The sequence below is a fragment of the Bradyrhizobium sp. USDA 4011 genome, from assembly GCF_054063415.1.
The window spans coordinates 7,949,104-7,974,901 of the sequence record NZ_JBSSGG010000001.1; the positions used below are offsets into that span (position 1 = coordinate 7,949,104).

The 25,798-nt window shown below is 64.2% G+C and carries 25 protein-coding genes and 1 tRNA gene; 19 read left to right on the forward strand and 7 right to left on the reverse strand.

Going from position 1 to position 25,798, the window contains the following annotated elements; genetic code table 11:
* Window positions 1-47: 47 nt before the first annotated feature.
* Both ACVW1C_RS37685 and ACVW1C_RS37690 read left to right on the forward strand, forming a co-directional pair.
* Window positions 48-2,759, forward strand: coding sequence for a bifunctional diguanylate cyclase/phosphodiesterase (locus ACVW1C_RS37685; RefSeq protein WP_456762554.1), 2,712 nt, complete (start codon window positions 48-50; stop codon window positions 2,757-2,759).
* Window positions 2,760-2,914: 155 nt separating this feature from the next.
* A complete protein-coding gene (locus ACVW1C_RS37690; RefSeq protein WP_456763273.1) occupies window positions 2,915-3,163 on the forward strand; it encodes a septal ring lytic transglycosylase RlpA family protein in 249 nt (82 codons plus the stop codon).
* 19 nt (window positions 3,164-3,182) lie between these two features.
* Here ACVW1C_RS37690 and ACVW1C_RS37695 read toward each other — a convergent pair whose 3' ends face one another.
* Both ACVW1C_RS37695 and ACVW1C_RS37700 read right to left on the reverse strand, forming a co-directional pair.
* Entirely contained in the window at window positions 3,183-5,651 is a 2,469-nt protein-coding gene (locus ACVW1C_RS37695) for a PAS domain-containing protein (protein WP_456762555.1), read from the reverse strand.
* A gap of 80 nt (window positions 5,652-5,731) precedes the next feature.
* Window positions 5,732-6,529, reverse strand: a complete 798-nt coding sequence (locus ACVW1C_RS37700) for a thermonuclease family protein (protein WP_456762556.1) — start codon at window positions 6,527-6,529, stop codon at window positions 5,732-5,734.
* A gap of 158 nt (window positions 6,530-6,687) precedes the next feature.
* Between ACVW1C_RS37700 and ACVW1C_RS37705 the strand changes: the two genes are divergently transcribed.
* From ACVW1C_RS37705 to ACVW1C_RS37725, 5 genes are all read left to right on the forward strand, one after another.
* The gene (locus ACVW1C_RS37705; protein ID WP_456762557.1) at window positions 6,688-6,816 is read left to right on the forward strand and encodes a hypothetical protein; all 129 of its coding nucleotides are present in this window, start codon (window positions 6,688-6,690) and stop codon (window positions 6,814-6,816) included.
* Window positions 6,817-6,869: 53 nt separating this feature from the next.
* Window positions 6,870-7,076 (forward strand): hypothetical protein, encoded by a 207-nt coding sequence (locus ACVW1C_RS37710; RefSeq protein WP_456762558.1) that lies wholly within the window; start codon window positions 6,870-6,872, stop codon window positions 7,074-7,076.
* 175 nt (window positions 7,077-7,251) lie between these two features.
* Window positions 7,252-9,267 carry an acetyl-CoA carboxylase biotin carboxylase subunit gene (locus ACVW1C_RS37715; protein ID WP_456762559.1) on the forward strand — a complete coding sequence of 672 codons (2,016 nt, stop codon included), beginning with the start codon at window positions 7,252-7,254 and terminating at the stop codon, window positions 9,265-9,267.
* Between the two features lie 101 nt (window positions 9,268-9,368).
* A complete protein-coding gene (locus tag ACVW1C_RS37720; protein ID WP_456762560.1) occupies window positions 9,369-10,235 on the forward strand; it encodes an isocitrate lyase/PEP mutase family protein in 867 nt (288 codons plus the stop codon).
* The gene (locus ACVW1C_RS37725; protein ID WP_456762561.1) at window positions 10,232-10,531 is read left to right on the forward strand and encodes an acylphosphatase; all 300 of its coding nucleotides are present in this window, start codon (window positions 10,232-10,234) and stop codon (window positions 10,529-10,531) included. Before ACVW1C_RS37720 ends, ACVW1C_RS37725 begins: the two co-directional genes overlap by 4 nt.
* 7 nt (window positions 10,532-10,538) lie before the next feature.
* On the opposite strand, the gene ACVW1C_RS37730 is transcribed toward ACVW1C_RS37725, so the two are convergent.
* The gene (locus ACVW1C_RS37730) at window positions 10,539-11,351 is read right to left on the reverse strand and encodes a class I SAM-dependent methyltransferase (protein ID WP_456762562.1); all 813 of its coding nucleotides are present in this window, start codon (window positions 11,349-11,351) and stop codon (window positions 10,539-10,541) included.
* A 167-nt stretch (window positions 11,352-11,518) separates the two neighbouring features.
* On the opposite strand from ACVW1C_RS37730, the gene ACVW1C_RS37735 reads away from it, so the two are divergent.
* The 3 genes from ACVW1C_RS37735 to ACVW1C_RS37745 are packed head-to-tail and all read left to right on the forward strand — an operon-like array spanning window position 11,519 to window position 14,198.
* A complete protein-coding gene (locus ACVW1C_RS37735) occupies window positions 11,519-12,076 on the forward strand; it encodes a GbsR/MarR family transcriptional regulator (RefSeq protein ID WP_456762563.1) in 558 nt (185 codons plus the stop codon).
* 23 nt (window positions 12,077-12,099) lie between these two features.
* Window positions 12,100-12,765: a DUF4166 domain-containing protein gene (locus tag ACVW1C_RS37740; protein WP_456762564.1), complete on the forward strand. Its 666-nt coding sequence runs from the start codon at window positions 12,100-12,102 to the stop codon at window positions 12,763-12,765.
* Window positions 12,762-14,198 (forward strand): TIGR01777 family oxidoreductase, encoded by a 1,437-nt coding sequence (locus ACVW1C_RS37745; RefSeq protein ID WP_456762565.1) that lies wholly within the window; start codon window positions 12,762-12,764, stop codon window positions 14,196-14,198. The genes ACVW1C_RS37740 and ACVW1C_RS37745 overlap by 4 nt, the downstream gene beginning before the upstream one ends.
* 32 nt (window positions 14,199-14,230) lie before the next feature.
* On the opposite strand, the gene ACVW1C_RS37750 is transcribed toward ACVW1C_RS37745, so the two are convergent.
* Window positions 14,231-15,088 carry a LysR family transcriptional regulator gene (locus tag ACVW1C_RS37750; RefSeq protein ID WP_456762566.1) on the reverse strand — a complete coding sequence of 286 codons (858 nt, stop codon included), beginning with the start codon at window positions 15,086-15,088 and terminating at the stop codon, window positions 14,231-14,233.
* A gap of 115 nt (window positions 15,089-15,203) precedes the next feature.
* Between ACVW1C_RS37750 and ACVW1C_RS37755 the strand changes: the two genes are divergently transcribed.
* On the forward strand, window positions 15,204-15,629 hold the full coding sequence (locus ACVW1C_RS37755) for a tautomerase family protein (protein ID WP_456762567.1): 426 nt from the start codon (window positions 15,204-15,206) through the stop codon (window positions 15,627-15,629).
* 3 nt (window positions 15,630-15,632) lie between these two features.
* On the opposite strand, the gene lipB is transcribed toward ACVW1C_RS37755, so the two are convergent.
* On the reverse strand, window positions 15,633-16,361 hold the full coding sequence (gene lipB / locus ACVW1C_RS37760; protein ID WP_456762568.1) for a lipoyl(octanoyl) transferase LipB: 729 nt from the start codon (window positions 16,359-16,361) through the stop codon (window positions 15,633-15,635).
* A 60-nt stretch (window positions 16,362-16,421) separates the two neighbouring features.
* Here lipB and ACVW1C_RS37765 point away from each other — a divergent pair, with 60 nt between their 5' ends.
* From ACVW1C_RS37765 to ACVW1C_RS37800, 8 genes are all read left to right on the forward strand, one after another.
* Window positions 16,422-16,667 carry a FliM/FliN family flagellar motor switch protein gene (locus tag ACVW1C_RS37765; RefSeq protein ID WP_021080574.1) on the forward strand — a complete coding sequence of 82 codons (246 nt, stop codon included), beginning with the start codon at window positions 16,422-16,424 and terminating at the stop codon, window positions 16,665-16,667.
* Between the two features lie 92 nt (window positions 16,668-16,759).
* Window positions 16,760-16,844 (forward strand) — tRNA-Leu (locus ACVW1C_RS37770).
* A 247-nt stretch (window positions 16,845-17,091) separates the two neighbouring features.
* A complete protein-coding gene (locus tag ACVW1C_RS37775; RefSeq protein ID WP_456762569.1) occupies window positions 17,092-17,466 on the forward strand; it encodes a hypothetical protein in 375 nt (124 codons plus the stop codon).
* 343 nt (window positions 17,467-17,809) lie between these two features.
* Window positions 17,810-18,460 (forward strand): Csu type fimbrial protein, encoded by a 651-nt coding sequence (locus tag ACVW1C_RS37780; RefSeq protein WP_456762570.1) that lies wholly within the window; start codon window positions 17,810-17,812, stop codon window positions 18,458-18,460.
* Window positions 18,461-18,603: 143 nt separating this feature from the next.
* On the forward strand, window positions 18,604-19,284 hold the full coding sequence (locus ACVW1C_RS37785) for a fimbrial biogenesis chaperone (RefSeq protein ID WP_456762571.1): 681 nt from the start codon (window positions 18,604-18,606) through the stop codon (window positions 19,282-19,284).
* A gap of 16 nt (window positions 19,285-19,300) precedes the next feature.
* Window positions 19,301-21,724, forward strand: a complete 2,424-nt coding sequence (locus ACVW1C_RS37790; RefSeq protein WP_456762572.1) for a fimbria/pilus outer membrane usher protein — start codon at window positions 19,301-19,303, stop codon at window positions 21,722-21,724.
* Between the two features lie 88 nt (window positions 21,725-21,812).
* Window positions 21,813-22,805 carry a Csu type fimbrial protein gene (locus ACVW1C_RS37795; protein WP_456762573.1) on the forward strand — a complete coding sequence of 331 codons (993 nt, stop codon included), beginning with the start codon at window positions 21,813-21,815 and terminating at the stop codon, window positions 22,803-22,805.
* Between the two features lie 279 nt (window positions 22,806-23,084).
* On the forward strand, window positions 23,085-23,471 hold the full coding sequence (locus ACVW1C_RS37800) for a transposase (protein ID WP_456762574.1): 387 nt from the start codon (window positions 23,085-23,087) through the stop codon (window positions 23,469-23,471).
* A gap of 13 nt (window positions 23,472-23,484) precedes the next feature.
* On the opposite strand, the gene ACVW1C_RS37805 is transcribed toward ACVW1C_RS37800, so the two are convergent.
* Window positions 23,485-24,861 carry a polysaccharide deacetylase family protein gene (locus ACVW1C_RS37805; RefSeq protein ID WP_456762575.1) on the reverse strand — a complete coding sequence of 459 codons (1,377 nt, stop codon included), beginning with the start codon at window positions 24,859-24,861 and terminating at the stop codon, window positions 23,485-23,487.
* A 95-nt stretch (window positions 24,862-24,956) separates the two neighbouring features.
* On the reverse strand, window positions 24,957-25,796 hold the full coding sequence (locus tag ACVW1C_RS37810; protein WP_456762576.1) for a polysaccharide deacetylase family protein: 840 nt from the start codon (window positions 25,794-25,796) through the stop codon (window positions 24,957-24,959).
* Window positions 25,797-25,798 lie beyond the last annotated feature (2 nt).

Sequence of the window (25,798 nt, forward strand, 5' to 3'; positions counted from 1 at the left end):
CCCCTTGGGTTGTGCTCCCGTAGAAGGGCACCCGCAGGGGCAGGAAAATGTCGGTTATCTCAACGAACAGCGTGAAGCCGGAGTACCGGCGGCTGTCGATCAAGGGTGTGCTGCGCGCCACCAGGATGGGCGCCATTCAGTGGCTCGTCCTGAGCGCCGCGCTGCTGGTGCTCGCCATCACGCTTGGCACCGGCTATCTCGCGCTGCAGTTTCGCGAGCGCGCGCTGGAGATGTCCGAACGCGAGCTCAACAACACCGCGCTGCTGCTGTCTCGGCATTTCGATCAGCAGCTCAGCGACCTCCAGCATGTCCACGACGACATCGTGAACTATCTGCGGTCCGAGCAGATCGAGACCGCCGATCAGTTCGAAAAGAACATGTCGCTCCTGAGCGCGCACGAGATGCTGCGCACGCGGCTGGCCGCGCTGCCGCATGTCGGCGGGCTCAATCTGTTCAATGCCAAGGGATGGCTGATCAACTCGTCCGAGATGTGGCCGGTGCCCGACGTCAGCATTGCCGAACGGCGCTATTTCCAGGAGTTCACCTCGGGACGGCCGACGTCGCCGGTGATCGTCGAACCTGCGATGAGCAAGGTGACCGGCAATTGGACCACGATCTTTGCGCGCAAGATCACCGGGCGCAATGGCGAGATCATCGGCTTCGCGAGCCGCGGCGTCGAGCCCAGCCATTTCGAGGACTTCGTGGCCTCGCTGGCGCTGGACGGCGACACCGTGATTTCGATGATTCATCGCGACGGAACGATCATCGCGCGCTATCCGCAGGATGCCGGCGTGGTCGGCCGCAACATCATCGACCAGCCGGTGTTCCGGAAGGTCATCAGCCTTGGCGGCAACCTGTCGGGACGGTTCGTCGGCGCCTCGGGCGAGGAGAATGTCGGCGCGGCCAGGTCGCTGTCGCATTTTCCGATCCTGATCCTTGCCACCACGAGGACCTCCAGCGCGCTGGAGGACTGGCGCGCCCAGACCAAGCTGCAGTTCTGCGCCGCTGTGCTGGCGGTGCTGATCGTTGTCATGACGATCTTCCTGATCGTCCGCCAGCTGCAGCGGCAGCACGATGCGGCGCAGCGCCGGCTTTCCGAAAAGAGCCAGCATCTCGACACCGCGATCAACACCATGACGCAGGGGCTCCTGCTGTTCGACGCCTCGGCGCGGCTCGTGATCTGCAGCCAGCGATACATCGACATGTTCGGCCTGTCGCCCGATGTCGCCAGGCCCGGCTGCCAGCTGCGCGACCTGATCCTGCATCGCCAGGCGCTCGGTTCATTCGTCGGCGATGTCGATGAATATTGTGCGCGGTTCACCAATCCCAGGGGTGATGAAATCCGGGACTCGGTGATCATGACGCCCGACGGCCGCAGCATCCGCCTGATCTACAAGCGCGCACCCGACGGGGGCTGGGCTACCACGCTCGAGGACGTCACCGACGGGCGGCGTGCGCAGGCGCAGATCGAATATCTCGCGCATTACGATGCCCTGACCAATCTGCCGAACCGGACGCTGTTCCAGCGTCACGCGGAAGACTTGTTGCGTGAAGCTGCCGTCCGCGAGTTCGCGATCCATTACATCGATATCGACGAGTTCAAGCGGATCAACGACACGCTGGGTCATCCGATCGGCGATGAATTCCTGAGGCGCGTGGCCGACAAGCTGCGCCAGTCGGTCGGGTCGAACGACTTCATCGCACGCCTCGGCGGCGACGAGTTCGCGATCGTCCAGCATGACATCATGTCGGACGACGACGTCAGCGATCTGGTCGCGCGCGTCTATCAGTCGCTTCGTACGCCGTTCGACTGCCACGGTCATTGGCTGTCGAGCGACGCCAGCATCGGCATCGCGATCGCCCCGCGTCACGGCTCCGACCTGTTCGGCCTGCTCAAATGCGCCGACCTCGCCATGTACGCGGCCAAGGCCGCCGGTCGCAGGACCTATCGCTTCTTCGACCCGGCGATGGAGAAGCAGGCCAATCTGCGCCGCGCGCTGGAGGCCGATCTGCGAAGTGCGTTGGCGGAGGACCGCTTCGAGCTGCACTATCAGCCGCTGGTCGATCTGCGCAGCGACGAGGTGACCGGCTGCGAGGCGTTGCTGCGCTGGCGCCATCCGGTGCGCGGCATGATCTCCCCGGCGGAGTTCATCCCGGTCGCCGAGGAGACCGGGCTGATCGAGGAGATCGGGCAGTGGGTGTTGCGCACCGCCTGCATCGAGGCGGCGGCCTGGCCGGCGCATGTGCGCCTTGCGGTCAACGTCTCGCCGATCCAATTCAAGTCGGAGACGCTGGCGCTGAAAGTTGCAAGCGCGCTCGCCGAAAGCGGGCTCGACCCGCGTAGGCTCGAGCTCGAGATCACCGAGGCGGTGCTGATCGCCGACGATGATGCGGCGCTGGTCACGCTCGGCCAGCTGCGCGCGCTCGGTGTCCACATCGCGCTCGACGATTTCGGCACCGGCTACTCGTCGCTGCAATATCTGCAGCGCTTCCCGTTCGACAAGATCAAGATCGACCGCAGCTTCGTCAAGGAAGTGACCCGCAACAGCGGCTCGGCCTCGATCATTCGCGCGGTGGTCTCGATCGCCGCCGACCGCAACATGATCACGACGGCCGAGGGCGTCGAGACCGATCAGCAGCGCGACACGGTGCAGATGCTCGGCTGCACGCAGATGCAGGGCTATCTGTTCAGCAAGCCGGTTCCTGCGCAGGACCTCCGGACGCTGCTCGCGGCCGATAGCGTCGAGGACGCCGCCTGAGCGGCTCTCGCTGAAAAGTGCCAAAAAATTGACCCTGCCGGCCGACCGACGCGGAACCGAAATCGTGGAACCGCGTTCCATTGCGGGGCTCGACCAGCAGGCAATCAATGAAGACCGCAATAACGTCCGCGGCCATGTTGCTGTTTGCCTCAAGCATGGCAAACGCGGAAAGTGGCTTTGCATCCTATTATCGTGGCATCGGCAGGAGCGGCGAGATGACCTGCGCGCATCGCAAGCGGCCATTCGGCAGCATGGTCACCGTGTCCTACCACGGGAAATCGATCCGGTGCCGGGTCAACGACCGCGGGCCGTTCGTTCGCGGACGGATCATCGATGTCTCGACCACGGCGGCGCGCGCGCTCGGCATCCTTCAGCTCGGCGTCGCGCATGTGGTGATCGAGTAGCGCGCAGCCGGCGACGGGATCAGGGTCTTGAGGCGGTCGCCCGCTGCTCGGCGATCGCCTTGCGGAGCGTGCGCGACAGCGCCTCGACCGAATAGGGTTTCTGGATCAGCTCGAAGCCGCTATGCGCACTCTCGGCGAGCACGTTGCTGTAGCCGCTGGTCAGGACCACCGGCAGGCCGGGAAAGCGATCGCGGATCACGCCGGCGAGCTCGACGCCGTTCATGCCGGGCATAATCACGTCGGAGAACACGAGGTCGGCGGCGAACTCGTTCTCGGAGAGAATCGATAGCGCGGCGTTGGCGTTCGCCGCGCGCTTGACCGAATAGCCGAGATCCTCGAGCAGCTCGGTGGAGAACTGGCCGACATCGTCGTTGTCCTCGACCACGAGGACGCGATAGCCGCGGCCGATCGAGGCCTGCTCGATGCCGGCGCTGGCCGCGACCTTGGCGTCCGCCGGGCGCATCGCCTGCGGCAGATAGATGGTGAAGGTTGCGCCGTGCCCGGGCGTAGAGGTGACCTCGATGTCGCCGTCGGATTGCTTGACGAAGCCGAACGCCTGGCTCAGCCCGAGGCCCGTTCCCTTGCCGACCTCCTTGGTCGTGAAGAACGGTTCGAAGATCGCGTCGAGATTTTCCGGCGAGATGCCGGTGCCGGTATCCTGGATCGAGACCGTCACGAAATCGCCGCTGCGCGAGGCCTGGGCGCGCAGGGCAGGGATGTGCTTGACCTTCCTGACGCCGATCGTCAGCTGGCCTTCGCCGTTCATGGCATCGCGGCCATTGACCGCAAGATTGATCATCGCGGTCTCGAACTGGCCGATATCGGCGATCGCAAAGCAGTCGGGATCGTCGATCCTGACCTCGATGTGAATCCGCGCGCCGACCAGCGGACGGATCAGCTGCACCACGCTATCGACCTGTGCTCCGACATTGAACACTTCGGGATTGAGCGGTTGCCGGCGCGCAAACGCCAGGAGCTGCGCGGTGAGCTTGGAGGCCCGCTCCACGGTCTCGGAGATCGCGTCGATGTAGCGGCGTCGCCGTTCATCCGGCAGCTCGCGGCGGCGCAGGAAGTCGGTCGCCGAGCGGATGATGGTGAGCAGATTGTTGAAGTCGTGCGCGACGCCGCCGGTGAGCTGGCCGACCGCTTCCATCTTCTGCGACTGCCGCAGGGCTTCCTCGCCGCGGCGCCGCTCGGTGATGTCGACCGCCTCCGGCACCGCGCCGACGATCGTGCCGTGCTGGTCCTGCAGCGGCCGCATCGCGAAATCGAAATAGCGCTCGCCGATGGGGAGCTGTAGCCGCAGCTCGATCTTGACTTCCTCGCCGCGCATCGCGGTCGCAAAAGCATTCTGGATCACGCGCGGCATGCCGTCGGTCGCAGTGAACCATGGCGTGTCCCAGAACGGTTTGCCGACGACGTCGGTGGCCGCGGCGCGGATGCCGGCCAGCGCGGTCTGGTTGGTGTAAAGCAGATCGCCATCCCGGTTGAGCAACATCTGATATTGATGGCTGGTTTCCAGGATCGCGCGGGTCTGCGCTTCGCGGGATTCAAGCTGTGCGGTGCGCTCCAGGATGCGCCGCTCCAGCGACTCGTTGAGCTTGCGCAGCTCGATCTCGGCTTCCTTGGCCGCCGTGATGTCATGGGCGACGCCGATGAAGCCGATATGCTTGCCGTTCGGGTCCCAGCGCGGTTGCGATTCCGAGCGCAGCCAGCGCCAATCGCCCGCGGCATTCCGATAGCGTGCCTCGAGCACGAACGGCTTGAGCGACAATTCGCCGGTGATCTGCTCCTGCAGGATTTTCGGCAGATCATCCGGATGCAGCGCCTTGCGCCAGTCGAACACGACTGCTTCCTCGAACGGCAGGCCGAGGAAATCCAGATAGGCCTGGTTGGCGAAGGAGCGGGTGCGGTCGAGCTTGGTCACCCAGATCGGCACCGGCGCGCTGTCGGCGATCAGGCGGAAGCGTTCCTCGCTCTCGCGCAGGGTTTCCTGCGCGAGCATCTGGTCGGTGACGTCGAGATCGGCGCCGATCAGCCGCAGCGCGCGGCCGTTGCGGTCGCGGTCGATCTTGGCGACGACACGGATCCAGCGGCTCTCGCCGTCGTTCGGGCGGATGATGCGGTACTCGGCGGTGTAATCCTCGCCTCCGGCCTTGAGCACGCCGAACAGGTGGTTGATGGTTCGTTCGCGATCGTCGGGGTGGATGCGCGCGACCCAGTTCTCATACGTCTCGTTGACCTCCTCCGGCGGCAGGCCGTGCACCAGCAGATATTCGGGGGAGCGGCGGTTGCGCACGCCGTCGCGGAAATCGATCTCGAGCCCGCCGACCCGCGCGATACGCTGGATCCGCGCCAGCTCGGCCTCGCGCTCCTGAAGCTCGCGATGGGCGCGATCGCGTTCGCGCGCGATCTCCTCAAGGTGCTGCCGCAGCCGTTCGGCTGCCGCAGCCTCGGGGAGCACATCAGCGGGATCGGGTGGGGTCATACGCGCCGGCAACCTCTCGGCGCAGTTTCACACAGGACGAGGCGGCTTTTCCAGCGTGATTTGCGGCGACCGCTTGCCCTTCATTTGCCTTTGGCCGGGCGGCAGTTATAGGCCCTGCGGAACCCGGCGGCCTGCGCATCCTCCTCGGAGCAGAACCAGCGATCCGGATTGCCGAGGCCGGGGTAACTGCGGCACGCCTGCAGGTGATAGATGCCGACATTGCCGGTGACGCGGGCGCGTACGGCATACTTGCCCTTGATGTTGCAGCTTGCCGGCATCGGCAGGTCGTCGGGGAAGAGCGCATTGCGGATCTGCGTGTCGCGGTCGGCCGGGCAGGCGTTGCCGAGCAGGGCGCCGTCCTTCTTGCCGAGACGAAAATCGCGCGGCGCCACGAAGCAACCCTTCCAAAGTCCGGCACGGTTGTCCTTCGCGGTGGCTTGATCCGGCTTGAATCGGCCAGTGGCCGATGTCTCGACGTTGAGGGCGTAGCCCTTCTGCACCATCACCTGGCTGAGGCTGGTCGGGTCGCCCTCGAGCTTGCAGACGCCGAGGCGGCGCTTCTTGAAGGTCGGATCGACGCCGATATCGTCGCAATGAATCGGCTTGCCGCCGATCACTCTGGTCAGCTGTTCGCGCGCTTCAATCCCGCAGGTCCAGACGTCGGCGTGCTCGTCGATGCAGAGCTGGTCGGCCGCCGGCGCGTCGATGCCGTCGAGCCGGTAGACCGTGTTGCCGAGCTGAATTGTGCCGGCGTCCTTGACGATCGCCGTGGCGGCGGGGCCACCGGTCGCAGACAGCGCAGCCGTCGCAGACAGGACAGGGCTTACGGACAGGCATGTCAGGAGAAGCGTCGTGATGACCGGATTCCGAAACCGCATTTTCTCACTTCAGGTCTTTGGCGGGCAGCCGAACTTCTAGCACAGGCAGGTACGATCCAACCAAGGACTGTTCGCGAAAGATGCGTGCGCGCCGTCACATCCCGATCGGCATTCCGCGACGTAAAACGGCCGGACATTGCCATCGAAGGGATGCTGGCATGGCCGAGTTCATCATCACCATCATTGCCGATGTCATCACCGACATCTGGACGGTGCAATGTCTCGCGCACTGGCGGCACAAGCGAAGGGCGCCTGAGCAGACAGCTTCCGAGCAAAGATCCGATTGACTTCATGAGAACAAAATAGGAACATGATGTGCCACCTGAATCCCGGATGCCCCATGATGTCTGCACGGCCCGAATCTGCTGACGATGACGGGCTGGAAGCGGCTGTCGATCAGGCCATTTCCGCGTGCGGCGGCAATTTGCGCGCGACCATCCGGGCGCTGATCGTGGCCAATGAATTCCTGGAGAACGAGGTCAGCGAGCTGATGAAGGCCGTCGCGAAGGCCCATTCGCGCGGCCGCTTCAAGACCTATTCGGGCTGAACGACCCCTCAGGCTACCGCCAAGGACTGGCCAAGGATCAGCCAAGCGCCGGGCCGGGGTCTGCATTAGACCGTTGCCTCCGGGACAATTTCCTGTACCACGGAGTGGTTACGCCCAATCGCCCGTGCCGGATTGCGCGGGGAGGAATCCTGCCCAAAGCCCAAGCAAGAAGAGCATGTTCAAACGAATCCTGATCGCCAACCGCGGCGAGATCGCCTGCCGGGTCATCAAGACTGCGCGCCGTATGGGGATTGAGACGGTTGCCGTCTACTCCGAGGCCGACCGCGACGCGCTGCATGTCGAGATGGCCGACGACGCTGTGCTGATCGGCCCGCCCGCCGCGGCCGAGAGCTATCTTCTGATCGACAAGATCGTCGACGCCTGCCGCAAGACCGGCGCGCAGGCCGTGCATCCCGGCTACGGCTTCCTGTCCGAGCGCGAGGCCTTTCCGCGCGCACTGGAAGCCGCCGGCATCGTCTTCATCGGCCCGAACCCCGGCGCCATCGCCGCGATGGGCGACAAGATCGAATCCAAGAAGGCCGCGGCCAAGGCCAAGGTCTCGACCGTGCCCGGCCATCTCGGCGTCATCGAGGACGACAAGCACGCCGTCCAGATCGCCGACGAGATCGGCTACCCCGTGATGATCAAGGCCTCCGCCGGCGGTGGCGGCAAGGGCATGCGCATCGCGCATTCGAAGGCGGAGGTCGCCGAAGGCTTCAACCTCGCCAAGGCCGAGGCGAAGTCGTCGTTCGGCGACGACCGCGTCTTCATCGAGAAATTCATCGTCGATCCCAGGCACATCGAGATCCAGATCCTCGGCGACAAGCATGGCAACGTGATCTATCTTGGCGAGCGCGAGTGCTCGATCCAGCGCCGCAACCAGAAGGTCATCGAGGAAGCTCCGTCGCCGCTGCTCGACGAGCAGACCCGCCGCAAGATGGGCGAGCAGGCGGTCGCGCTGGCCAAGGCGGTGAACTACGATTCCGCCGGCACCGTGGAATTCGTCGCCGGCCAGGACAAGAGCTTCTACTTCCTGGAGATGAATACCCGCCTGCAGGTCGAGCATCCGGTCACCGAGCTGATCACCGGCATCGACCTCGTCGAGCATATGATCCGCGTCGCCGCCGGCGAGAAGCTTGCGCTCGCGCAGAAGGACGTCACGCTGACCGGCTGGGCGGTCGAGTCCCGCGTCTATGCCGAGGATCCGTTCCGCAACTTTCTGCCGTCGATCGGCCGCCTGGTGAAATACCGTCCGCCGGCTGAGGCCAGCCATGACGGCATCACGATCCGCAACGATACCGGCGTGCAGGAGGGCGGCGAGATCTCGATCCACTACGATCCGATGATCGCCAAGCTCGTCACCCATGCCCCGTCGCGCGCTGCGGCGATCGAGGCGCAGGCGACCGCGCTCGACGCCTTTTATGTCGACGGCATCAGGCACAACATCCCGTTCCTGTCGGCGCTGATGAACCATCCGCGCTGGCGTGAGGGCCGGCTCTCGACCGGCTTCATCGCGGAAGAATTCCCCAAGGGATTCTCCGCGCGTGCCCCCGAAGGCGAGATCGCGCGGCGGCTCGCGGCAGTCGGTGCCGCGATCGATCACGTGCTGGGCGAGCGCAAGCGGCAGATTTCCGGCCAGATGGGCGGCCGCGTGGTGCAGCGCGAGCGCCGCCGCGCGGTGTGGCTCGATCGCGCCGAAATCGCGCTCGACATCGCGCGCGAGGATGACGCCATCGCGGTGCGCTTCATCGGCGCCGACGGGCTGCCGGGCAATCCGCACAATCTGGTGTCGATCTGGGCGCCGGGCGAGCCGGTGTGGCAGGGCACCATCGACGGCAATTTTGTCGCCGTGCAGGTGCGGGCCATCAACAACGGCTTCCGCCTCGCGCATCAAGGTTATGAGGTGCCGGTCTATGTCTTCACCGAGACCGAGGCGACCTCGGCGCGGCTGATGCCGGTGACCTCGGCGGCCGACACCGGCAAGAAGTTGCTGTGTCCGATGCCCGGTCTCGTCGTGTCGATCGCGGTGACCGAGGGCCAGGAGGTCAAGGCCGGCGAGACGCTCGCGGTGGTGGAAGCCATGAAGATGCAGAACGTGCTGCGCGCCGAGCGTGACGGCACGGTCAAGAAGATCCACGCCGCCGCCGGCGCCACGCTTGCGGTCGATGCACTGATCCTGGAGTTCGCCTAGACTCGTCATTGCGAGCGCAGCGAAGCAATCCATCTCTCCTCGTTAACAATGGATTGCTTCGTCGCTTCGCTCCTCGCAATGACGTGGATGGAGAGGAATACATGGCCTTCCGCAAACGCCGCGAAGCACTGCGATCAATTCTCAACGGATCAACCTGCATCCGTCCGGGCTCGGTCTATGACGCGACCTCGATCCGGATTGCGGAGGATCTCGGTTTCGAGCTCGGCATGTTCGGCGGCTCGGTGGCATCGCTCGCCGTGCTCGGCGATCCTGATATTGCGCTGATCACGCTGACGGAGTTCGCCGAGCAGGTCCGCCGGATGTCGCGTGCATCGACGTTGCCGGTGCTGGTCGATGCCGACCATGGCTACGGCAATGCGCTCAACGTCCGCCGCACGGTCCAGGAGGTGGAGGCCGCCGGTGCCGCCGGCCTCACCATCGAGGATACGCTGCTGCCGCAGGCGTTCGGCCAGGCCAAGGCGCAGCTGATCTCGCTCGAGGAAGGCGTCGGCAAGATGAAGGCCGGGCTCGACGGCCGCAGCGATCCGTCGCTCGTCATCCTGGGCAGGACCGGCGCCGTTTCGATCACTGATCTCGACGACGCGATCGCACGCGCCAGGGCCTATGAGGCAGTCGGCGTCGATGGACTGTTCTTCACCGGCATCACGTCGCGCGGCGAGCTCGAGGCGCTCTCGGCTGCGACAACGCTGCCGATCGTGCTTGGCGGCGCGCCGGAGGAGATGACCGCGCTGGATTATCTGGCAAGCCAGCGCGTCAGGATTGCGCTGCAGGGCCACGCGCCGTTCGCGGCCGCAACCCAGGCCGTCTACGAGACGCTGAAGGCGCTGCGCGAAGGCACCTCGCCGAAGAATCTGAAAGGCATCGCCTCGTCCGAACTGACCAGCCGCGTGATGCGAGAGGCGGAGAGCAGGGCGCGCAGCGGCGAATTCCTCGGCTTGAAGAAGTGAGCGGCGTGATCCGCCAAGTCACGATCAGCGGACGCGTCCAGGGCGTCGGCTATCGCGCCTGGGTTCACGAACATGCGAACGCGCGCGGCCTCGAGGGTTGGGTCCGCAATCGCCGCGACGGCAGCGTCGAGGCGGTGTTCGCTGGCCCCGAGGCCGTCGTCGTCGACATGATCAAGGCGTGCGGCCGTGGCCCGATCTCAGCGCGCGTCGACCGCGTGCAGGCCGATGACGGCACGCCCGATCTGTTGAATCTGCGCGGGGCAGGCGAGCGGTTCGCCTTCCTGCCGACGGTGTGACGCACGGCTACGCCGCCGAGATCACCAGCGCCTGGATCTTTCCGTCGATAGGGCCATTGCCGAAGCGGCGCGCCAGCGCCTCGGCCACGCGCTCTGTTGCGGCCTCGAGACTCGGTTGACCCTGCGCCTCGATCTCGCCGCGCGTGGGCGTGCCCTGGCAGTAGGCGACGGCGGCATCCTGTGCCGAGGCAGCGGGACTCCGTTTGGTGACCGACTCGATGGCAATGTCGCGAAAGCCTGCGGCGGTCAGGTCGGCGCGTATCCGCGCGGGATCGTGATAGCCGTGCGGCGTTCGTGCCATGAACTGCGGCGGGTTGCCCGGAAACACCTCAAACATCGTCCGCTGCATCACGTCGGCGAAGTCATTCTCCTCGATCCTGTCCCAGACGTTGAAGAAGTACCGCCCGCCGGGCCTCATCACACGCCGCGCCTCGGTGTAACCCTTGACGCGGTCGGGGAAGAACATCGCGCCGAACTGGCAGGCGACGATATCGAAGCTCGCGTCGCCAAACGGCAGTGACAGCGCGTCGGCCTGCTGCCAGCTGATGTTCGCCTTGTCCGCGAGGTGCGTCTTCGCCTGCGCCAGCATCGGCTCGTTGAGGTCGGTCGCGGTGATATTTGTGTCCGGCAATTCCGTCGCCAGCACCGTGGTGACGGCGCCGGTGCCCGCCGCGATCTCCAGCAGGTCGCGCGGCCGGTGGCCCTTGATGCGTTGCGCGAGGTCGCGGGCATAGGGCGCAAAGATCATCGGCACCATCAGCCGGTCGTAGAGCTGCGGGACCGAGCCCGCGAATACCTTGTCGGAAAGAGGGGCCGTCATGGCGTGTTCCTTCGAAAGCGGAGTCGACCTTGGCCGTTACGGGCCGAGGCTTCGAAGTATGAACGAGCGATCCGCCCCCGCCAACGCCTAGAATTGTGCGGTATCCCCAATTTGGCGGAGCCGCTGCGGCACTTGACTTTTGCTCCGAATAATCTGATAATTCTGTCATGACAGAAATAACCGCCAAGAAAAAACTTCCCGCCGCCGTCGAACGCTTCATCCTGCATTGGGGCGACATGGGCGACGAATGGGGCGTCAACCGCTCGGTCAGCCAGATCCACGGGCTGCTCTACCTCGCCGAGGCGCCAATGACCGCGGAGGACATCGCCGACACGCTCGGCATGGCGCGCTCCAACGTCTCCAATTCGATCAAGGAATTGCTGTCCTGGGGATTGATCCGGCGGGTGCCGATCCTCGGCGACCGTCGCGACCACTTCGAGGCCGAGACGGATATCTGGGAGGTCGCTGCCAAGATCGCGGCGGGTCGCAAGGAGCGCGAGATCGATCCCGCGCTGGCAGCGCTGCGCGCCTGCGTCGCCGACGCGGCCGACGATCCCGCCATCAGCCCGCTCGCCAGCAAGCGGCTGAAGGAGATGCTGACATTCACCGAGCTCGTCGACCGCTGGTACACGCAGATGCTGAACGTGCCGCGGCCACGTCTGGTCGCGCTGATCAAACTCGGCGAGAAGATCGTGAGTTTCCTGCCGACGGGCAGGGCCAAATAGCGGCGGCGTAGCGGGAGTGTGCGATGGCGACAGCAAGGATATCCACCTCAACGACAGCGCCGGCTTCCGATACGAAACTGCTCGACGACCATCGCTTCCGCGCATTGCTGTCCGACGAGGATTGGGGCCGCCTCCCGGTCGCGATTTGGCGGCGTTTCTCGAAGCGGTTCGAGGACGGCAACACCGTCGTCTATGTCGGCGAGGTCGAGGAAGCCTCAAGCAGCCGCGCCGGCTGGTGGCTGGCACAGGCCGCGCGGCTGATCGGCGGGCCGCTTCCGACCGGCACCGAGACCGGCGTGCCGATGATCGTCACGGTCACCGAGGACGCCGCGAGCGGCGGCCAGATCTGGACCCGGATCTGTGCGCGCCGCGATGGCTTCCCGCAGGTGATTCATTCCGCCAAGCGCTTTGCCGGACCCACCGGGCTCGAGGAGTATGTCGGCTTCGGCGTCAGCCTGGCGCTGCGAATCGCGGTCGAGCACGAGGCGCTGGTGTTTCGCAGCGTCAGCTATTCGCTGCGGCTCGGTCCGTTTCGCCTGTCGCTACCCGAATGGCTCAGGCCCGGCGATCTCACCGTCACCCATTCCGATCTCGGTTGCGGCGACTTCCGTTTCACTTTGGAGATCATCCACCCGCGTTTCGGCCGGCTGATCCGTCAGTCCGCCGTGTTCAGGGAGGCCTCGTCATGACGCCGCTGCTGTGGACCCTGGTCGCCATCCAGATCGCGATGGGCGCATTCGACACCTTCTATCACCACGAATTCACCGAGCGGCTGGCCTGGCGTCCTTCGCAGCGCCATGAGCTGCAGCTGCATAGCATGCGAAACATGCTCTATGCGCTGCTGTTCCTCGTGCTCGGCTGGCTGGAAGTGCACGGCATTCTTGCGGTCGGCATCATGGCCGTGCTGGTCGTCGAGGTCGTCATCACGCTGATGGACTTCGTCGAGGAGGATCTGAGCCGAAAGCTGCCGCCGAGCGAGCGGATCAACCACACGCTGCTGGCGATCAATTATGGTGCCATCCTCGTGCTGCTAGTGCCGGTGCTGATCGGCTGGGCGATGCGGCCGACGGCCGTCGTGCCGGCCTATGCGGGTCTCTTAAGCCTGTTCGCAACCGCCGCGGCCTTCGGCGCTGCGCTGTTCGGTGCGCGCGACTTCGCCGCCGCCAGGCGGCTGGGACGGATGGCCAGCGGGCCGGCCGCCACCTTGGTCGAGACATTGCCGGCGCGACAGACGGTGCTCATCACCGGCGCGACCGGTTTCATCGGCAGTCGCCTGGCCGCAAGCCTTACCGCATCCGGCCATCAGGTGGTTGCGCTGATCCGCAACCCGGCGAAGGCGGAGATGCTGCCGCCGCCGGTGACGCTGATCACGAGCCTCGACCAGCTGCGCGCCGACTCAAGGATCGACGCCGTCGTCAATCTGGCGGGCGAGCCGATCGGCAACGGCCTTTGGACTGAAGCCAAGCGCCGCAAGATCGTCGCCTCGCGTGTCGACATGACGGCCGAGGTCGTCAGGCTGATCGCGCGGCTCGAACGCAAGCCGGCGGTGCTGGTGAGCGGCTCTGCGATCGGCTGGTACGGTCTTTGGCAGGACCAGGTGCTGACGGAGTCGGCGAAATCCCATGCCTGCTTCAGCCACGAACTGTGCGAAGCCTGGGAGAATGCGGCGAAGGCGGCTGCCGATCACGGCGTGCGCGTGGCGTATTTGCGGATCGGTCTCGTGGTCGGCACCGACGGCGGCTTCATCACGCGGATGCTGACGCCGTTCGAATTCGGTCTTGGCGGCCCGCTCGGCTCGGGCAAGCAGTGGATGTCATGGATCGAGCGTGACGATCTGGTGCGCCTGATCGCGCATGTGATCGCAAGACCCGAACTGTCCGGACCAGTCAATGCAACCGCGCCGATCCCGGTGACCAACACGAAATTCACCGAGGAGTTGGGGCGCCGCCTGCACCGGCCCGCGATCTTCCGCGTGCCTGCCGCGCTGTTGCGGACCATCGGCGGCGACTTCGCCAACGAGCTGCTGCTCGGCGGCCAGCGCGTGCTGCCGAACAAGGCGCTGAGCAGCGGCTTTGTGTTCCGCCACGAAACCTTGCGAAGCGCGTTCGAGGCGATCTTGTGAGGAGGTTGGGATAGCCGGTGGTCTCGCGCGTGCTACGCCGCGGCGGCAACGCTCCGGAACGTCGCCGCCAGCGTCCGCAACGCCGCCAGCTTGGCGGGATCGCTGACCTTCGAATGCAGCATCACCTTTGACGCGCCGAGCCGCGGCAGCTGGTGCGTGGGCCCGATGTCGATCAGGCCCGGCGGCGCGATGCGGCGGACGAGGGGGGCGACGGCAAGGCCGGCGAGCGCGGCTGCGACCACCGCCGTGACGCCGCCGCCGACGAAGCTTTCGGTCCACGCGATGCCGGCCTTGTCGAGCGCGCGCACGGCAAGGGCACGCACGCCGCAGGGCGGTGCGAGCGTGGCGAGCGGCAGTGCGTCGCCACGCGGCCAGACGAAGCGCTTGGCTGCGAACCAGCCGAATTCGTCCTCGGCCAGTTTCTCGCCGCCACGCCGGCTGCCTTCCTGGCGCACGATCACGGCGTCGAGCACGCCTGCATCGTAGGCGTCGAGCATCTCGCGCGAGAAGCCGATGGTCACGGCGAGCGCGAGCTGGGACGCCATCGCATGTAGCCGCTCCAGCAGCGGCACCAGCTCCGGCCCCGTGGCGTGATCGCTGATCCCGAGCGTCAACTGCTGCCGCGCTGGTGTCTCGCCCGACAGTGCGCGGTCATGCACCTCGATCAGCGCGCGAGCGTGATGCAGGAAAGCCGCGCCATCGGCGGTCAGCCGCACCGCGCGCGGCGAGCGCTCGACCAGCCGCTTGCCGAGCACGGTTTCCAGCCGCTGCAATTTCATGCTGATCGCCGCCTGTGTGGTGCCGAGCGCCTCGGCCGCGCGGGTGAAGCCCTGCAGCTCGGCGACGAGGAGGAAGGCCTGCACGGTGTCGATATCGAGCGTCGCCCTCATGATCAATAGTCGTTATCATTGCTATCTATCTAGATAAGATACCAAGATGATGCACAAAGGTCTAGCTAGGGCAGGCGCGATTGACCCGCGCCAACCGAATTCAAGGAGACCGATCATGCCGCTCATCACCGTCACCTATGCGACCTCCCGCGAGAGGCCGTCGCTGAAGTCCGACATCGCCGCTGCCGTCTCGGAGCTGACCGCAGGGATTCTGCACAAGGACCCCAAGGTCACGGCAATCATCGTGAAGTCCGATGCCGCCGCCGACTGGTTCGCCGGCGGCAAGTCGCTCGCCGAGCAGGGGCTCGCGAGCTACTGGCTCGACATCCACGTTACCGAAGGCACCAACACCAAGGACGAGAAGGCGGCCTATCTCGCGGCGCTGTTCAAGCGGATGGGCGAGCTGCTTGGGCCGCTCCACACCGAGAGCTACGCCCATGTCGATGAGGTGAGGGGCGATGCTTACGGCTTCGGCGGGCTGACCCAGGAGCGCCGCTACATCGCCGGCAAGCTCGAGGTGGCGCCGCAGAAGGCGGCGTGAGCCTTACAACGTCGCTTCCGGCAGGCGCGCTGCGGTGTCGCCGAACACCTCGGAAAATGCCTGCCGGAGCGCGATGTCGACATCCGCCATCGTGACCGGCAGTCCGAGATCGACCAGCGAGGTGACGCCGTAGCGCGGGTCGACCACGCCGCAGGGCACGATCGCCTGGAAGTGCGAGAGGTCGGGCTCGACATTGATCGCGATACCGTGGAACGAGACCCAGCGGCGCAGCCGTACGCCGATCGCGGCGATCTTGTCCTCATGGCCCGGTCCCTTGTCCGGGCGCCGCACCCAGACCCCGACGCGGTCCTCGCGGCGCTCGCCGCGGACGTTGAAGGCGGCGAGCGTGCGGATGATCCATTGCTCCAGCGAGGCGACATAGGCGCGCACATCGGGCCGGCGCCGCTTGAGGTCGAGCATCACATAGGCAACGCGCTGGCCCGGGCCGTGATAGGTGACCTGGCCGCCGCGGCCGCTCTGGAAGGTCGGAAAGCGTGGAGCCAGCAGGTCGTCGGCCTTGCCGCTGGTGCCGGAGGTGTAGAGCGGCGGGTGCTCGAGCAGCCACACCAGTTCAGGCGCCGAGCCCTCGGCTATCGCCGCCACCCTTGCGTCCATCTCGGCGAGAGAATCGGGGTAGGGCACGGGACCGTCCGAGATCCGCCATTCGACCGCTTCGCCGCTCGAAGGGCGTGCAAAGGTCGTCAAATCGAGGCTTTGGCGGTCGTTAACCATTAGCTAACCCTAACGTGGTCAGGTGCACCCACAATTTAGTTCCCGTTCGGTGGTTCAGAAGTGCCCACGCTTGATAAAGTCAGCGTAGATCTCATGGTGGTCCTCGGCACGACCACCATGCCGATTCACCAGGTCATGCGGCTGTCCCGTGGCGCCATCATCGAACTGGATGCCACCGAGGCCGACGAGGTCAAGATCCTCGCCAACAACCTGCCGGTGGCCAGCGGCGTCGTCCTGGTCGACCGCAACCGGATTGCGGTCGAGGTCAAGCAGATGCTGCCGAAATCTCCCGGGGTTCGCAGTTAATTCACGCATCAAGCGCCTTGTCCCTGCATCCGTGATTTGTTACATGGCCCCCTCGATGCGGCGGCGCCTTAGGGTTCCATCCGACATCCTTAGCGCTCGTGGCGGAATTGGTAGACGCGCTGCCTTGAGGTGGCAGTGGGTAACACCGTGGGGGTTCGAGTCCCTCCGAGCGCACCACACCTCAGTTGATCCTTGAAATCGCTGGACTTTTCGAAGCATGGCCGCGCACTGGCCGTGCCGGCCCCGCCCCGGGGCAGGTCCGACGAACGCCGGCGGGTGACGTGAAGGCGCCGGTCGATGCGGTCCTGTAACACCGGTCAGGTAGATTCGCGGATGCATGGCCTTGCCGGTGTGGCGCTGCCGACCGGAGGCGGCCGCGTCTCCCGACCGCGCGGCCGCAAGCCTGCCCCACCCGGAGACCTCGATGATCTTTGCCAGCTACGCCTACCGTGTCCTCTCCAACTTCGTGTTCCTGGGACTGATCTATTTCACGCTGAACCTGCTGGAGAAGTACGAGCAGCGCGCGACGGTCGCCATCCTGGTCCTGGTTTATGCAACGATGCATGCCCTTTCCGGCCTGCGCTCGTTCTATTTCTTCCAGCGCATCGAGCGCCTCGAGGGCGAGACGCGGCGGCTCGCCGCTGCGGCCGGCGAGGGGCCCAATGCCGTGGCCTCGCGCAAGCAGATCGTCGCCGACGTCACCGCGCTCAGGCATGCCGGCGAGATCAAATCCTATATCGACATCTTCTTCCTGGCGCTGGTGATTCTGCTCTGCGTCGCCAAGATCGTGGTCAGCTAGATCGCGCTCTAGTCGGCGAAATGGGCCAGGCGGGACACCCGAACGAAAGCTGAGCAGAATTGACGAGGGCGATCGATATGCTGCCGCTCATAACGGTCTGGTTGCAGGTTCGAGTCCTGCAGGGCTCGCCGGTGGTTTCAGAGGGCGGCAGACTAAGCCCAAGCGCAGCCAGAGCCGGTGGCACCGAATCCGCCGGCCGACTTTGCCAACCATTATAGTTTTTGATGGAGGCATAGTTGTCGATAGCTCGATCGGCCCTCGTTAAGCTTTTGCTCATTCAAAGTTTACCCAATTTTGATTCTCTTGTTCACGACAACGGCCTGCGTGTCCGGCACAATTGGCGATGAAAACGAATTCATTGGAAGATACTGAAGAAGGTTGCCGGCCGACCAGGCAAGCGGTCTGCCGGGTTTTCGATCCTTGTCGAAAGATTCGTATCCGCGACGACCGTGGACCCTTGCTGAAGCGACGGATGGGGCAGGCTTCGCGAATGGGAGCGGTCGCGCTCTTCGCCGTCGCATCCGGTTATCAAACGTCCGCCCAGGCCGGCACATCGACCGCGAATTTGACCGTTCAGATCACCATCACGGCGGCCTGCACAATCAACGCTGCAACGCTCAATTTCGGGAGCGTGTCCGGAACAACGCTCGCGACCACCTTGCAGTCGGGCAGCACAACCGTCTCGGTCACCTGCACCAATGGCAGCCCGTACTCCATCGCCATGGACAACGGAGCAAATGTGTCCGGCAGCCAGCGGCGGATGGCGAATGCGGGGAATTTTATCAACTACGATCTTTATACTGATGCAGCCCATACAAATCCCTGGACCACGGCTACCAGCAGCACCACCTGCACGACCACGAACGGCTGCTTTCTCGGCACCGGTGACGGATCGGCGCAGACGATCAACATTTTCGGCACCGTTCCCGCTACCGGCATCGCACCGAACACCGGCACCTACACGGACACGGTGGTCATGACCATCACGTATTGAAGTAGAGACCGCGGCCGCGGCTCGCTGTTCTGTTGCTTCGCGTATCGACCAAATGCCTTCCGGCGCACGTTCCAGATCGATCGGGCATCGCGATGCACCAAAATTCGACTCTGCTGGCCGCGTTTGTCGCGTGCCTGACATGCATGGACGTTGCACAGGCCACCGCCCTTCGCGTTGAGCCCGTTCTCCTGGAACTGAATGCCCCGGCGGCTGCGGCTTCCCTGACACTGCGCAATGACGAAGATGCTGAAGTCGAAGTCCAAACCCGCGTGCTTCATTGGTCGCAGTCCGATGGCAAGGAGAGGCTTGAACCGACGACCGATGTGGTGGCGTCACCTCCGGCCGTCAGGATGGCGCCTCATTCAGATTATGTCGTGCGGGTTGTGCGGGTGTCGAAACAGCCGGTCGATGGCGAAGAAAGCTATCGTGTCATCGTCGACCAATTGCCGCGAGCAGGCGGCAGGCAAGGTCGCAGCGTCAATCTTTTAATACGACAGTCGATCCCGGCGTTTTTTCGTGGCCGCGAGCTCAGCCGGCCACAAATTTCCTGGGCGCTCCGTACTGACGCTGGCCAACTGACCGTCGTGACCAACAATGCCGGCGACGAGCGGCTACGCATCGCCAACTTGCGGCTTAAGGATTCTTCGGGAGCTACCTTGTCCTTTGGCAACGGTCTCCTCGGCTATGTCCTCGGACATTCGTCCATGAGTTGGGCCACGCCGAAATATCCTCGCAGCTTTGGATCCGGCGGATCCATCGCCGTTACGGCGGACACCGACAAGGGCCAGACTCATGCGATTATTGAGTCTCCGGCTCGTCGGTAGAAGAGGCTCTTCACTTGTGTCAGTGATAGCGCTGCTTGGCATAGTCTTCTGTGCCGGGCGTTCGCGTGCGGGGGAACACCAGACAAATCTGCAACTCGATGTCGTGATCAACGCCGTGCCCGCCCAAACGATCGGATCATTCGTGCGGTTCGATGACGGTCGTATCGGCGGAACGGTGGAGGAACTGGAAAGCCTCGGCCTGCGGCCGGGCCGGCCGCATCGACCGGGCGAGATCATCGCGCTGGATGATATCCCGACCCTAAAGTATCGATATGAGGAGAGAACACAGCGGATATTCATCGCCGTCGACGAAGCCGGACGCAAACCGCAGCTGTTTGACGCGGGCGGCTCCAGCGAGAACCTGCCAAGGGCGCGGGGCGATCCCGGCGCGGTGCTGAATTATGACCTGTTTAGTTCAACGAGCAACGCAGCTACCCCGGGATTGATCGGGCTCGGTAGCACATCGCTTTTGCTCGATGCCCGGGCGTTTTCGCCTTACGGCACCGCCGAACAGTCGGCGATCGTCCGCGCCGGTCCGCAGCAGCCTGTGCAAGCGATAAGGCTGAATTCGTCTTTCCAGTATTCCGATCAGGACCGGATGATCGGTTACGTTGCGGGGGATACGATCAACGGCGGACTGGCCTGGTCGCGCCCGGTCAGGATAGGGGGCGTTCAGGCGCAACGCGATTTTGCCCTGCGGCCCGATCTCATTACCTCACCACTCGCAACGATCGGTGGCAGCGCGGCAGTGCCGTCAACTGTCGATGTCTATGTCAACAACATCAAGACATTTTCTCAGAATGTCAGCTCCGGCCCTTTCAGTGTGAACAACATACCGCTGATTTCCGGAGCCGGCACAACGCAACTCGTGGTGCGGGATTCGGCAGGTCACGAAACCCAAACGTCGGCGCCGTTTTATGCGGCATCGAGCCTGCTTGCGTCCGGGCTGAGCAGCTGGTCGGTGGAGGGCGGATTGCCGCGGTTGTCCTACGGCTCGAGCAGTGACGTCTATGTCGGCTCGCCGGTCGGGTCTGCAACCCTGCGACGCGGTATCTACGAGGGCTTGACGGCGGAGGCACACGTCGAAGGCGGAGCCGGTGTCATCAACGGTGGTATCGGTGGTGTCTTCAGGACCGGAACGATCGGCGTCGCGGCCGTGGCCCTGGCCGGCAGCGCAAGCGGCACGAACCGCGGTCTGCAGAGCTACGCTTCCTATGAGACCCGGCTCTTCGGTGTGAGCATTTCGGCGAGTTCGCAACACACCTTCGGGACTTATGACGACCTTGCCTCGGCGACCGCAAGATTGCAAAATATCGTGGTGTTGAACGGCGGCCTGCAAAACCTGAACGGTCTGTTCAATTACCTGCCCGGCAGTATCGCTTCATTGTCGAACTCTTTTGCCTATGTGACCGGCATCTATGGCAGCGCCCGGGCGCCGGTCGCACTCGATCGCATCACTTTCAGCGCTCCGATGCCGTTCGACCCCCGGGCCAGCCTGAGTGCAAGCTTTGTCGATCTGCGCGATGACTCGGGCCATCGGTCCAATATTGTGACGGCCTCTTACTCGCGTTCTTTGCCGTACAATGCTTCGATATTCTCTACCGTCTTCCACGATTTCCGTACCAAGAAGAATACCGGCATGTTTGCTGGTTTGAGCATCCCTTTTGGCGACTCAGCTTCGATCACGACCGGAGTTTCGAGCGGACGGAGCGGTACGACCGGTAGCGTTGATGCTGTCAAGTCGCTTGGGCCGGAGCCTGGCAGCTACGGCTGGCGCGTCCACGATTCCGAAGGCTCATCGAAGTACCGGGAGGCAACAGCTTCCTACAAGTCGAGCTACGGCACCATCCAGGCAGGCGCAAGCCAGGCCGGAGCCGGCAGCGTGGGATCGCTGGAATTGCGCGGTTCGATCACCACCATGGGAGGTGGCGTTTTCCTTTCGAACTGGATCGACGACAGTTTCGCGGTGGTCGCGACTGGCGTGCCTGATGTCGAGGTCCTCAGCGAGAACCGCCGGGCTGGCGTCACCGATTCCAGCGGAATGCTGCTGATCCCGACGCTCCGGTCCTACCAGAAGAACAAGATTGCGATCGACCCGACGAACCTTCCGGTCGACGAAGAGGCAGCAACGACGCATGACATCGTCGCTCCGGCAGATCGTGCCGGGATGCTCGTCAGATTCGATGTCCGCAAGGAGACGGCGGCCGCGCTGGTCACCTTTGTCGGGCCTGACAATCGCGTTCTGCCGGCCGGGGCTGTCGGCCATATGACCGGTGGAGTAGAGTTTGTCGTAGGCTACGACGGACAGGCCTATATCAAGGGGCTCTCGTCAATGAACGAAGCCGAAATCGAGTTTGCCGACGCACGCTGCCGCGCAATGTTTGCGTTCATTCCGCGGCCGGGCGAACAGGTCCGGATCCCCGGGGTCGCGTGCCGATGATGCAGTCATTCCGACGTAAAACAGTGCCTTCGTACGTCAATTTCCTCGATCATCCCATCTGACCAACCCACATTGCGAGAGCGAAATCGTGGTCATCGGCTCAAAGCGAACCCTGCTCTTCGCCTTGCTTCTGCAATTTGCGGCATCGTTTTCGGCCCACGCTCAAAGCTGCTCCGTTACCTCGGCGTCCGGCAACTACGGATCTGTCGACATTCTGGCCGGCAGCGCCGTCGATACGACCTCGACATTTACCGTAACATGCAGCGGCTGTGCCCTCGGCTGCACGGTCAATGCGTGTGTGCAATTCAACCAGGGGGCGCCCAACAGCAGCAGCTCGGTTCGATCACTGGGAAGTGGAGCGAATGCGGCAATACACGAGCTCTATATGGATTCCGGGCGCACGCAGGTCTGGGGATCCTGGGGATACGGGACCACCGGGTATGGCACCGGTGGTGTCAGCATCAATCTCAGCCTTCCTCTTTTGGGCGGACCCGCGCAACAAAGTCTGACCGTCTATGGGCGCTTCCTCGCCAATCAGCAGGCAACGGTACCTGGGACCTACGTCTGGAGTACGACCTCTCCGGTCGTCGCCTACGCGGCCTATCTTCTTGCAAGCCCGAATTGTTCGTCGAACCCGGGAACGACAACAAATGCAGGCTCCTCGCCCTGGACAGCGACAATCGCCGGAAATTGCATTGTTTCGACCACGCCACTGAACTTCGGTAACGCTTCGCTGTTGACGTCGAATGTTGACGGCGTTGGGACGATTTCAGTGAAGTGCACCAATACGACCCCGTACTCGATCGGCCTCGACAATGGACTACACGTAAACGGCAACCAGCGGCGCATGCAGGCAAGTTCCAGCTTCATCAATTACAATCTCTATACGGACGCGGCCCGGACCAGCGCCTGGACAAGTACGACATCCGCTACAACCTGTACGTCCGGTGCCAACACCTGCGTGCTTGGCACAGGAACAGCGTTGAACCAGAACGTTTCAGTCTATGGGCGCGTTCCGCCGCAAACCTCGCCCCCTCCAGGAGCCTACGCCGACACCATCATCGTCACCGTGACCTTCTAGCCCGATCTTGCCGGATTAGCGGTTTGAGAATCCGAAAATCAAAATCGACACGATGCCGATCGCCGCAAATGTCCAACTCTTTCAATTTCGACAGCCGATGACCGCACCGGCTTCGGAGCAGAAACGAGCTCACCGAAACGCAACGAACGCAATCAAGCTCGATCGAAAGCGGCGCCAAATCAATCCAAGCCGATCGTTATCCCGCCGCTCATAACGGACTGGTTGCAGGTTCGAGTCCTGCCGAGCCCACCATGAGATCAATAGCTTACTCCGTCCTCATTGCCCGCAGCGCGACCACAGCACCAGATACGTGCACTTTTCGTTCGTGCGCGAGTTCGCACCGCCGGCCAACGACATGACAACCTCACTGCAAAAGCCCTGTTCGAAGGCTTCAACGCCGAGGCCGTGGTGGCCGACAAGGCCTACGACAACAACGATCTACGCACGACCATCGCAGACATGAACGCCGAAGCGGTAATCCCCTCAACCCGTTCTCGTAAGGTCCCCATCCCACACGACGAGACGATCTACAAGCTACGCAACCGCATCGAGCGCTGCTTCAACAAGCTCAAACACTTCCGCCGCTTCGCCACGCGATATGACCGACGGGCAGACGACTTCCTCGCATTCGTCTACCTCGCCGCAATCTGCATTTGGCTCCGCTGAATCTGGATTCGTCCTAGTCAGGCACGCGCTTGCTGGCCGCCGAGGCCTCGGCGCGCGGGGTGCGCCTGGCGACGTGGACCGACGCATTGCTTGCGGCCGGCGGCGCGACACGCAGCGGCGCGGCGTGAAGCCGGCCGTGAGCCGCAGCGGGGATCTGATGCGCGGCCTGCTTCGGGTGGCTGGCCTGGCGCGCCGAGATCGCCTGCGCACGCGGTGCGCCAACTCCGGAGGCCGCTGTCGCGTGCTGTGCGAGACGGCGATCGGCCGCCGAGCGGGCCGCGAGCAGGGTCAGGTCCAGCGCTTCGGGAACGCGAAACACGTCAGCCGCTGGGATCGGCAATGTCGAAACTGACGCGAGTTGGATGAACTGCGGCTGCGGCCACAGCGTGCGGACGGATGCGCCGACGCGCGCACGCTGCGCGTGATCGAGGATGTCGGCATCGCGCCAGTCCATGTCGGCAAACACCGGGGCCGGCAGCGTCCGCGTCGCGGTGAAGACGAAGTTCGGAATTTTGGGCCAGCGCGTGATCGCGACCGTCTCGGTCGGCGGACGCATGAACCATTGCTGAGGCTCGGTCGGCGTCGCCGGGCGGTCCGCTGTCGCGGGTACGACATGGACGATGCGGTAGCCGCGCTCCTTCAGCGTGTTGAGGATGAGCGGCAGCGCCGCGACGGTGCGCGGCTGGATGTCGTGCAGCAGCAGGATGCCCTTGTGCTTGGCCTCGATCCGCTGGATCGCGAGGTCGTAGACCCGCTGCGGCGAGACGTGGCGCCAGTCGTCAGCCAGGAAGTCGGCGCTCCAGACCTGGATGCCCTGTGACGCCAGATAGGCTTCGGGGATCTCGGCACGCATCAGGCCGGGGATTCGGAAGAACGGCGCCAGCTTGCTCTTGTCGCCGTTGAGGGCGGCGAGCGTCGAGGCGATGCCGTCGTCGACTTCCTGCCGCACGCGCTCGAGCGGCATCTTGTTCATCGTCAGCGGATGGTTCTGGCTATGCGTGCCGACGGTATGCCCGGCGGCGACCAGCTTGCGCACGCCCTCCGGATTGAACCGGGCCTGGGAGCCGATGGTGAAGAAGGTCGCCTTGACGCATTGGCTGGCGAGGATCGCCAGCACCTGGTTGCTGTATTTCGGCAGCGGCCCGTCGTCGAAGGTCAGCACCACCTCGTGATCGGCGAGCGGCAGCGTCTCCGGATACTGCATGGTGCCGATCCGCGGATGTTCCCGGGGATCGACGACGATGGTCCGCGAGGTGCCGAGGGCGTTGGGGTTACCCGGGCAATCCGCAGCGAGGCCGGCCTGCGACGCCGTCAAGCAGCAGCCCAGCAGCGCCGCGCCGATCACGGTCCGCGACCGCTTCCGGATCATCACCAGGACGTCTGCAATCATCAATCTCGGCCGTATTCCAAACGCACTGACGAATCCTTAGGTGCGGCCCCATGAATGCCGCCTTAACGGTCTGTAATCCACCTTGGGTCCCGGGTTCAATGTGCCCGGTCGGACACGGTCCGCATCGCCACCGGGACGATGTGGACGACGTGATAATTATGCTCCTGCAGGTACCTTAGGAAGGCAGGCAGCATCTGCGCTGTTCGCATCTGCGGGTCATGCAGCAGGATAATTCCCTTGCGATGGACCTCGAGCCGCCCGGTGAGCAGCTTGAGTTCCTCCTCCGGGGTCATCTTGTTCCAGTCGCTGGCCCAGAAATCGGCGCCGAATACCGCGATACCGCGCTTTTCCAGGCGCTCGAGCAGGGCGGGCGTCGACTCGAAATAGGGGAACCGGAAGAACGGCGTGCTCGGGACGGTGCTCGCGATGCCGCGCAAGGCCGTCTGGACCGCTTCGATCCCCCGATTGATGTTCGCTTCGGCCTGATCCGTCGAGAGTTTGTTGGAATGTGGATGGTCCCACGTGTGGTAGCCGATGGTGTGCCCGAGGCGCGCGATCTTGCGGACCATGTCGGGATGATCGGCCGCATTGCGGCCGACCATGAAGAAGGTGGCCTGCACGCATTCGGTTGCAAGTGCCGTCAGGACCTTGTCGGTGACGCCAGGTGTCGGCCCGTCGTCGAAGGTCAGCACGACCTCGCCATCCCGAAGCGGCAGGGTCTGCGGAAAGCTCTTCAGCCCGACGCGCGGATAGGTCGCAGGATCGACCTCGAGCACACGCGAGGTGCCGAGCGCATCCTTGCGCGGGCATTCGGCAGCCTGTGCCGAGCCGATCAGCGCAAGCGGCGCGGTCGGGATCAGCGCAACAGGCGCAAGCGTGAGCAGCGTCGCGAGGACGGTGACGATTGACCGTGGGCCGCTCGACATGTTTCTCATTG

What these genes read in the sequence shown, in the direction of transcription:
- ACVW1C_RS37685 (WP_456762554.1), top strand. Translation starts at nt 48, where the DNA reads ATGTCGGTTATCTCAACGAACAGCGTGAAGCCGGAGTACCGGCGGCTG.
- ACVW1C_RS37690 (WP_456763273.1), top strand. Translation starts at nt 2,915, where the DNA reads ATGGCAAACGCGGAAAGTGGCTTTGCATCCTATTATCGTGGCATCGGC.
- ACVW1C_RS37695 (WP_456762555.1), bottom strand. Translation starts at nt 5,651, where the DNA reads ATGACCCCACCCGATCCCGCTGATGTGCTCCCCGAGGCTGCGGCAGCC.
- ACVW1C_RS37700 (WP_456762556.1), bottom strand. Translation starts at nt 6,529, where the DNA reads ATGCGGTTTCGGAATCCGGTCATCACGACGCTTCTCCTGACATGCCTG.
- ACVW1C_RS37705 (WP_456762557.1), top strand. Translation starts at nt 6,688, where the DNA reads ATGGCCGAGTTCATCATCACCATCATTGCCGATGTCATCACCGACATC.
- ACVW1C_RS37710 (WP_456762558.1), top strand. Translation starts at nt 6,870, where the DNA reads ATGATGTCTGCACGGCCCGAATCTGCTGACGATGACGGGCTGGAAGCG.
- ACVW1C_RS37715 (WP_456762559.1), top strand. Translation starts at nt 7,252, where the DNA reads ATGTTCAAACGAATCCTGATCGCCAACCGCGGCGAGATCGCCTGCCGG.
- ACVW1C_RS37720 (WP_456762560.1), top strand. Translation starts at nt 9,369, where the DNA reads ATGGCCTTCCGCAAACGCCGCGAAGCACTGCGATCAATTCTCAACGGA.
- ACVW1C_RS37730 (WP_456762562.1), bottom strand. Translation starts at nt 11,351, where the DNA reads ATGACGGCCCCTCTTTCCGACAAGGTATTCGCGGGCTCGGTCCCGCAG.
- ACVW1C_RS37735 (WP_456762563.1), top strand. Translation starts at nt 11,519, where the DNA reads ATGACAGAAATAACCGCCAAGAAAAAACTTCCCGCCGCCGTCGAACGC.
- ACVW1C_RS37740 (WP_456762564.1), top strand. Translation starts at nt 12,100, where the DNA reads ATGGCGACAGCAAGGATATCCACCTCAACGACAGCGCCGGCTTCCGAT.
- ACVW1C_RS37745 (WP_456762565.1), top strand. Translation starts at nt 12,762, where the DNA reads ATGACGCCGCTGCTGTGGACCCTGGTCGCCATCCAGATCGCGATGGGC.
- ACVW1C_RS37750 (WP_456762566.1), bottom strand. Translation starts at nt 15,088, where the DNA reads ATGAGGGCGACGCTCGATATCGACACCGTGCAGGCCTTCCTCCTCGTC.
- ACVW1C_RS37755 (WP_456762567.1), top strand. Translation starts at nt 15,204, where the DNA reads ATGCCGCTCATCACCGTCACCTATGCGACCTCCCGCGAGAGGCCGTCG.
- lipB (WP_456762568.1), bottom strand. Translation starts at nt 16,361, where the DNA reads ATGGTTAACGACCGCCAAAGCCTCGATTTGACGACCTTTGCACGCCCT.
- ACVW1C_RS37775 (WP_456762569.1), top strand. Translation starts at nt 17,092, where the DNA reads ATGATCTTTGCCAGCTACGCCTACCGTGTCCTCTCCAACTTCGTGTTC.
- ACVW1C_RS37780 (WP_456762570.1), top strand. Translation starts at nt 17,810, where the DNA reads ATGAAAACGAATTCATTGGAAGATACTGAAGAAGGTTGCCGGCCGACC.
- ACVW1C_RS37785 (WP_456762571.1), top strand. Translation starts at nt 18,604, where the DNA reads ATGGACGTTGCACAGGCCACCGCCCTTCGCGTTGAGCCCGTTCTCCTG.
- ACVW1C_RS37805 (WP_456762575.1), bottom strand. Translation starts at nt 24,861, where the DNA reads ATGATTGCAGACGTCCTGGTGATGATCCGGAAGCGGTCGCGGACCGTG.
- ACVW1C_RS37810 (WP_456762576.1), bottom strand. Translation starts at nt 25,796, where the DNA reads ATGAGAAACATGTCGAGCGGCCCACGGTCAATCGTCACCGTCCTCGCG.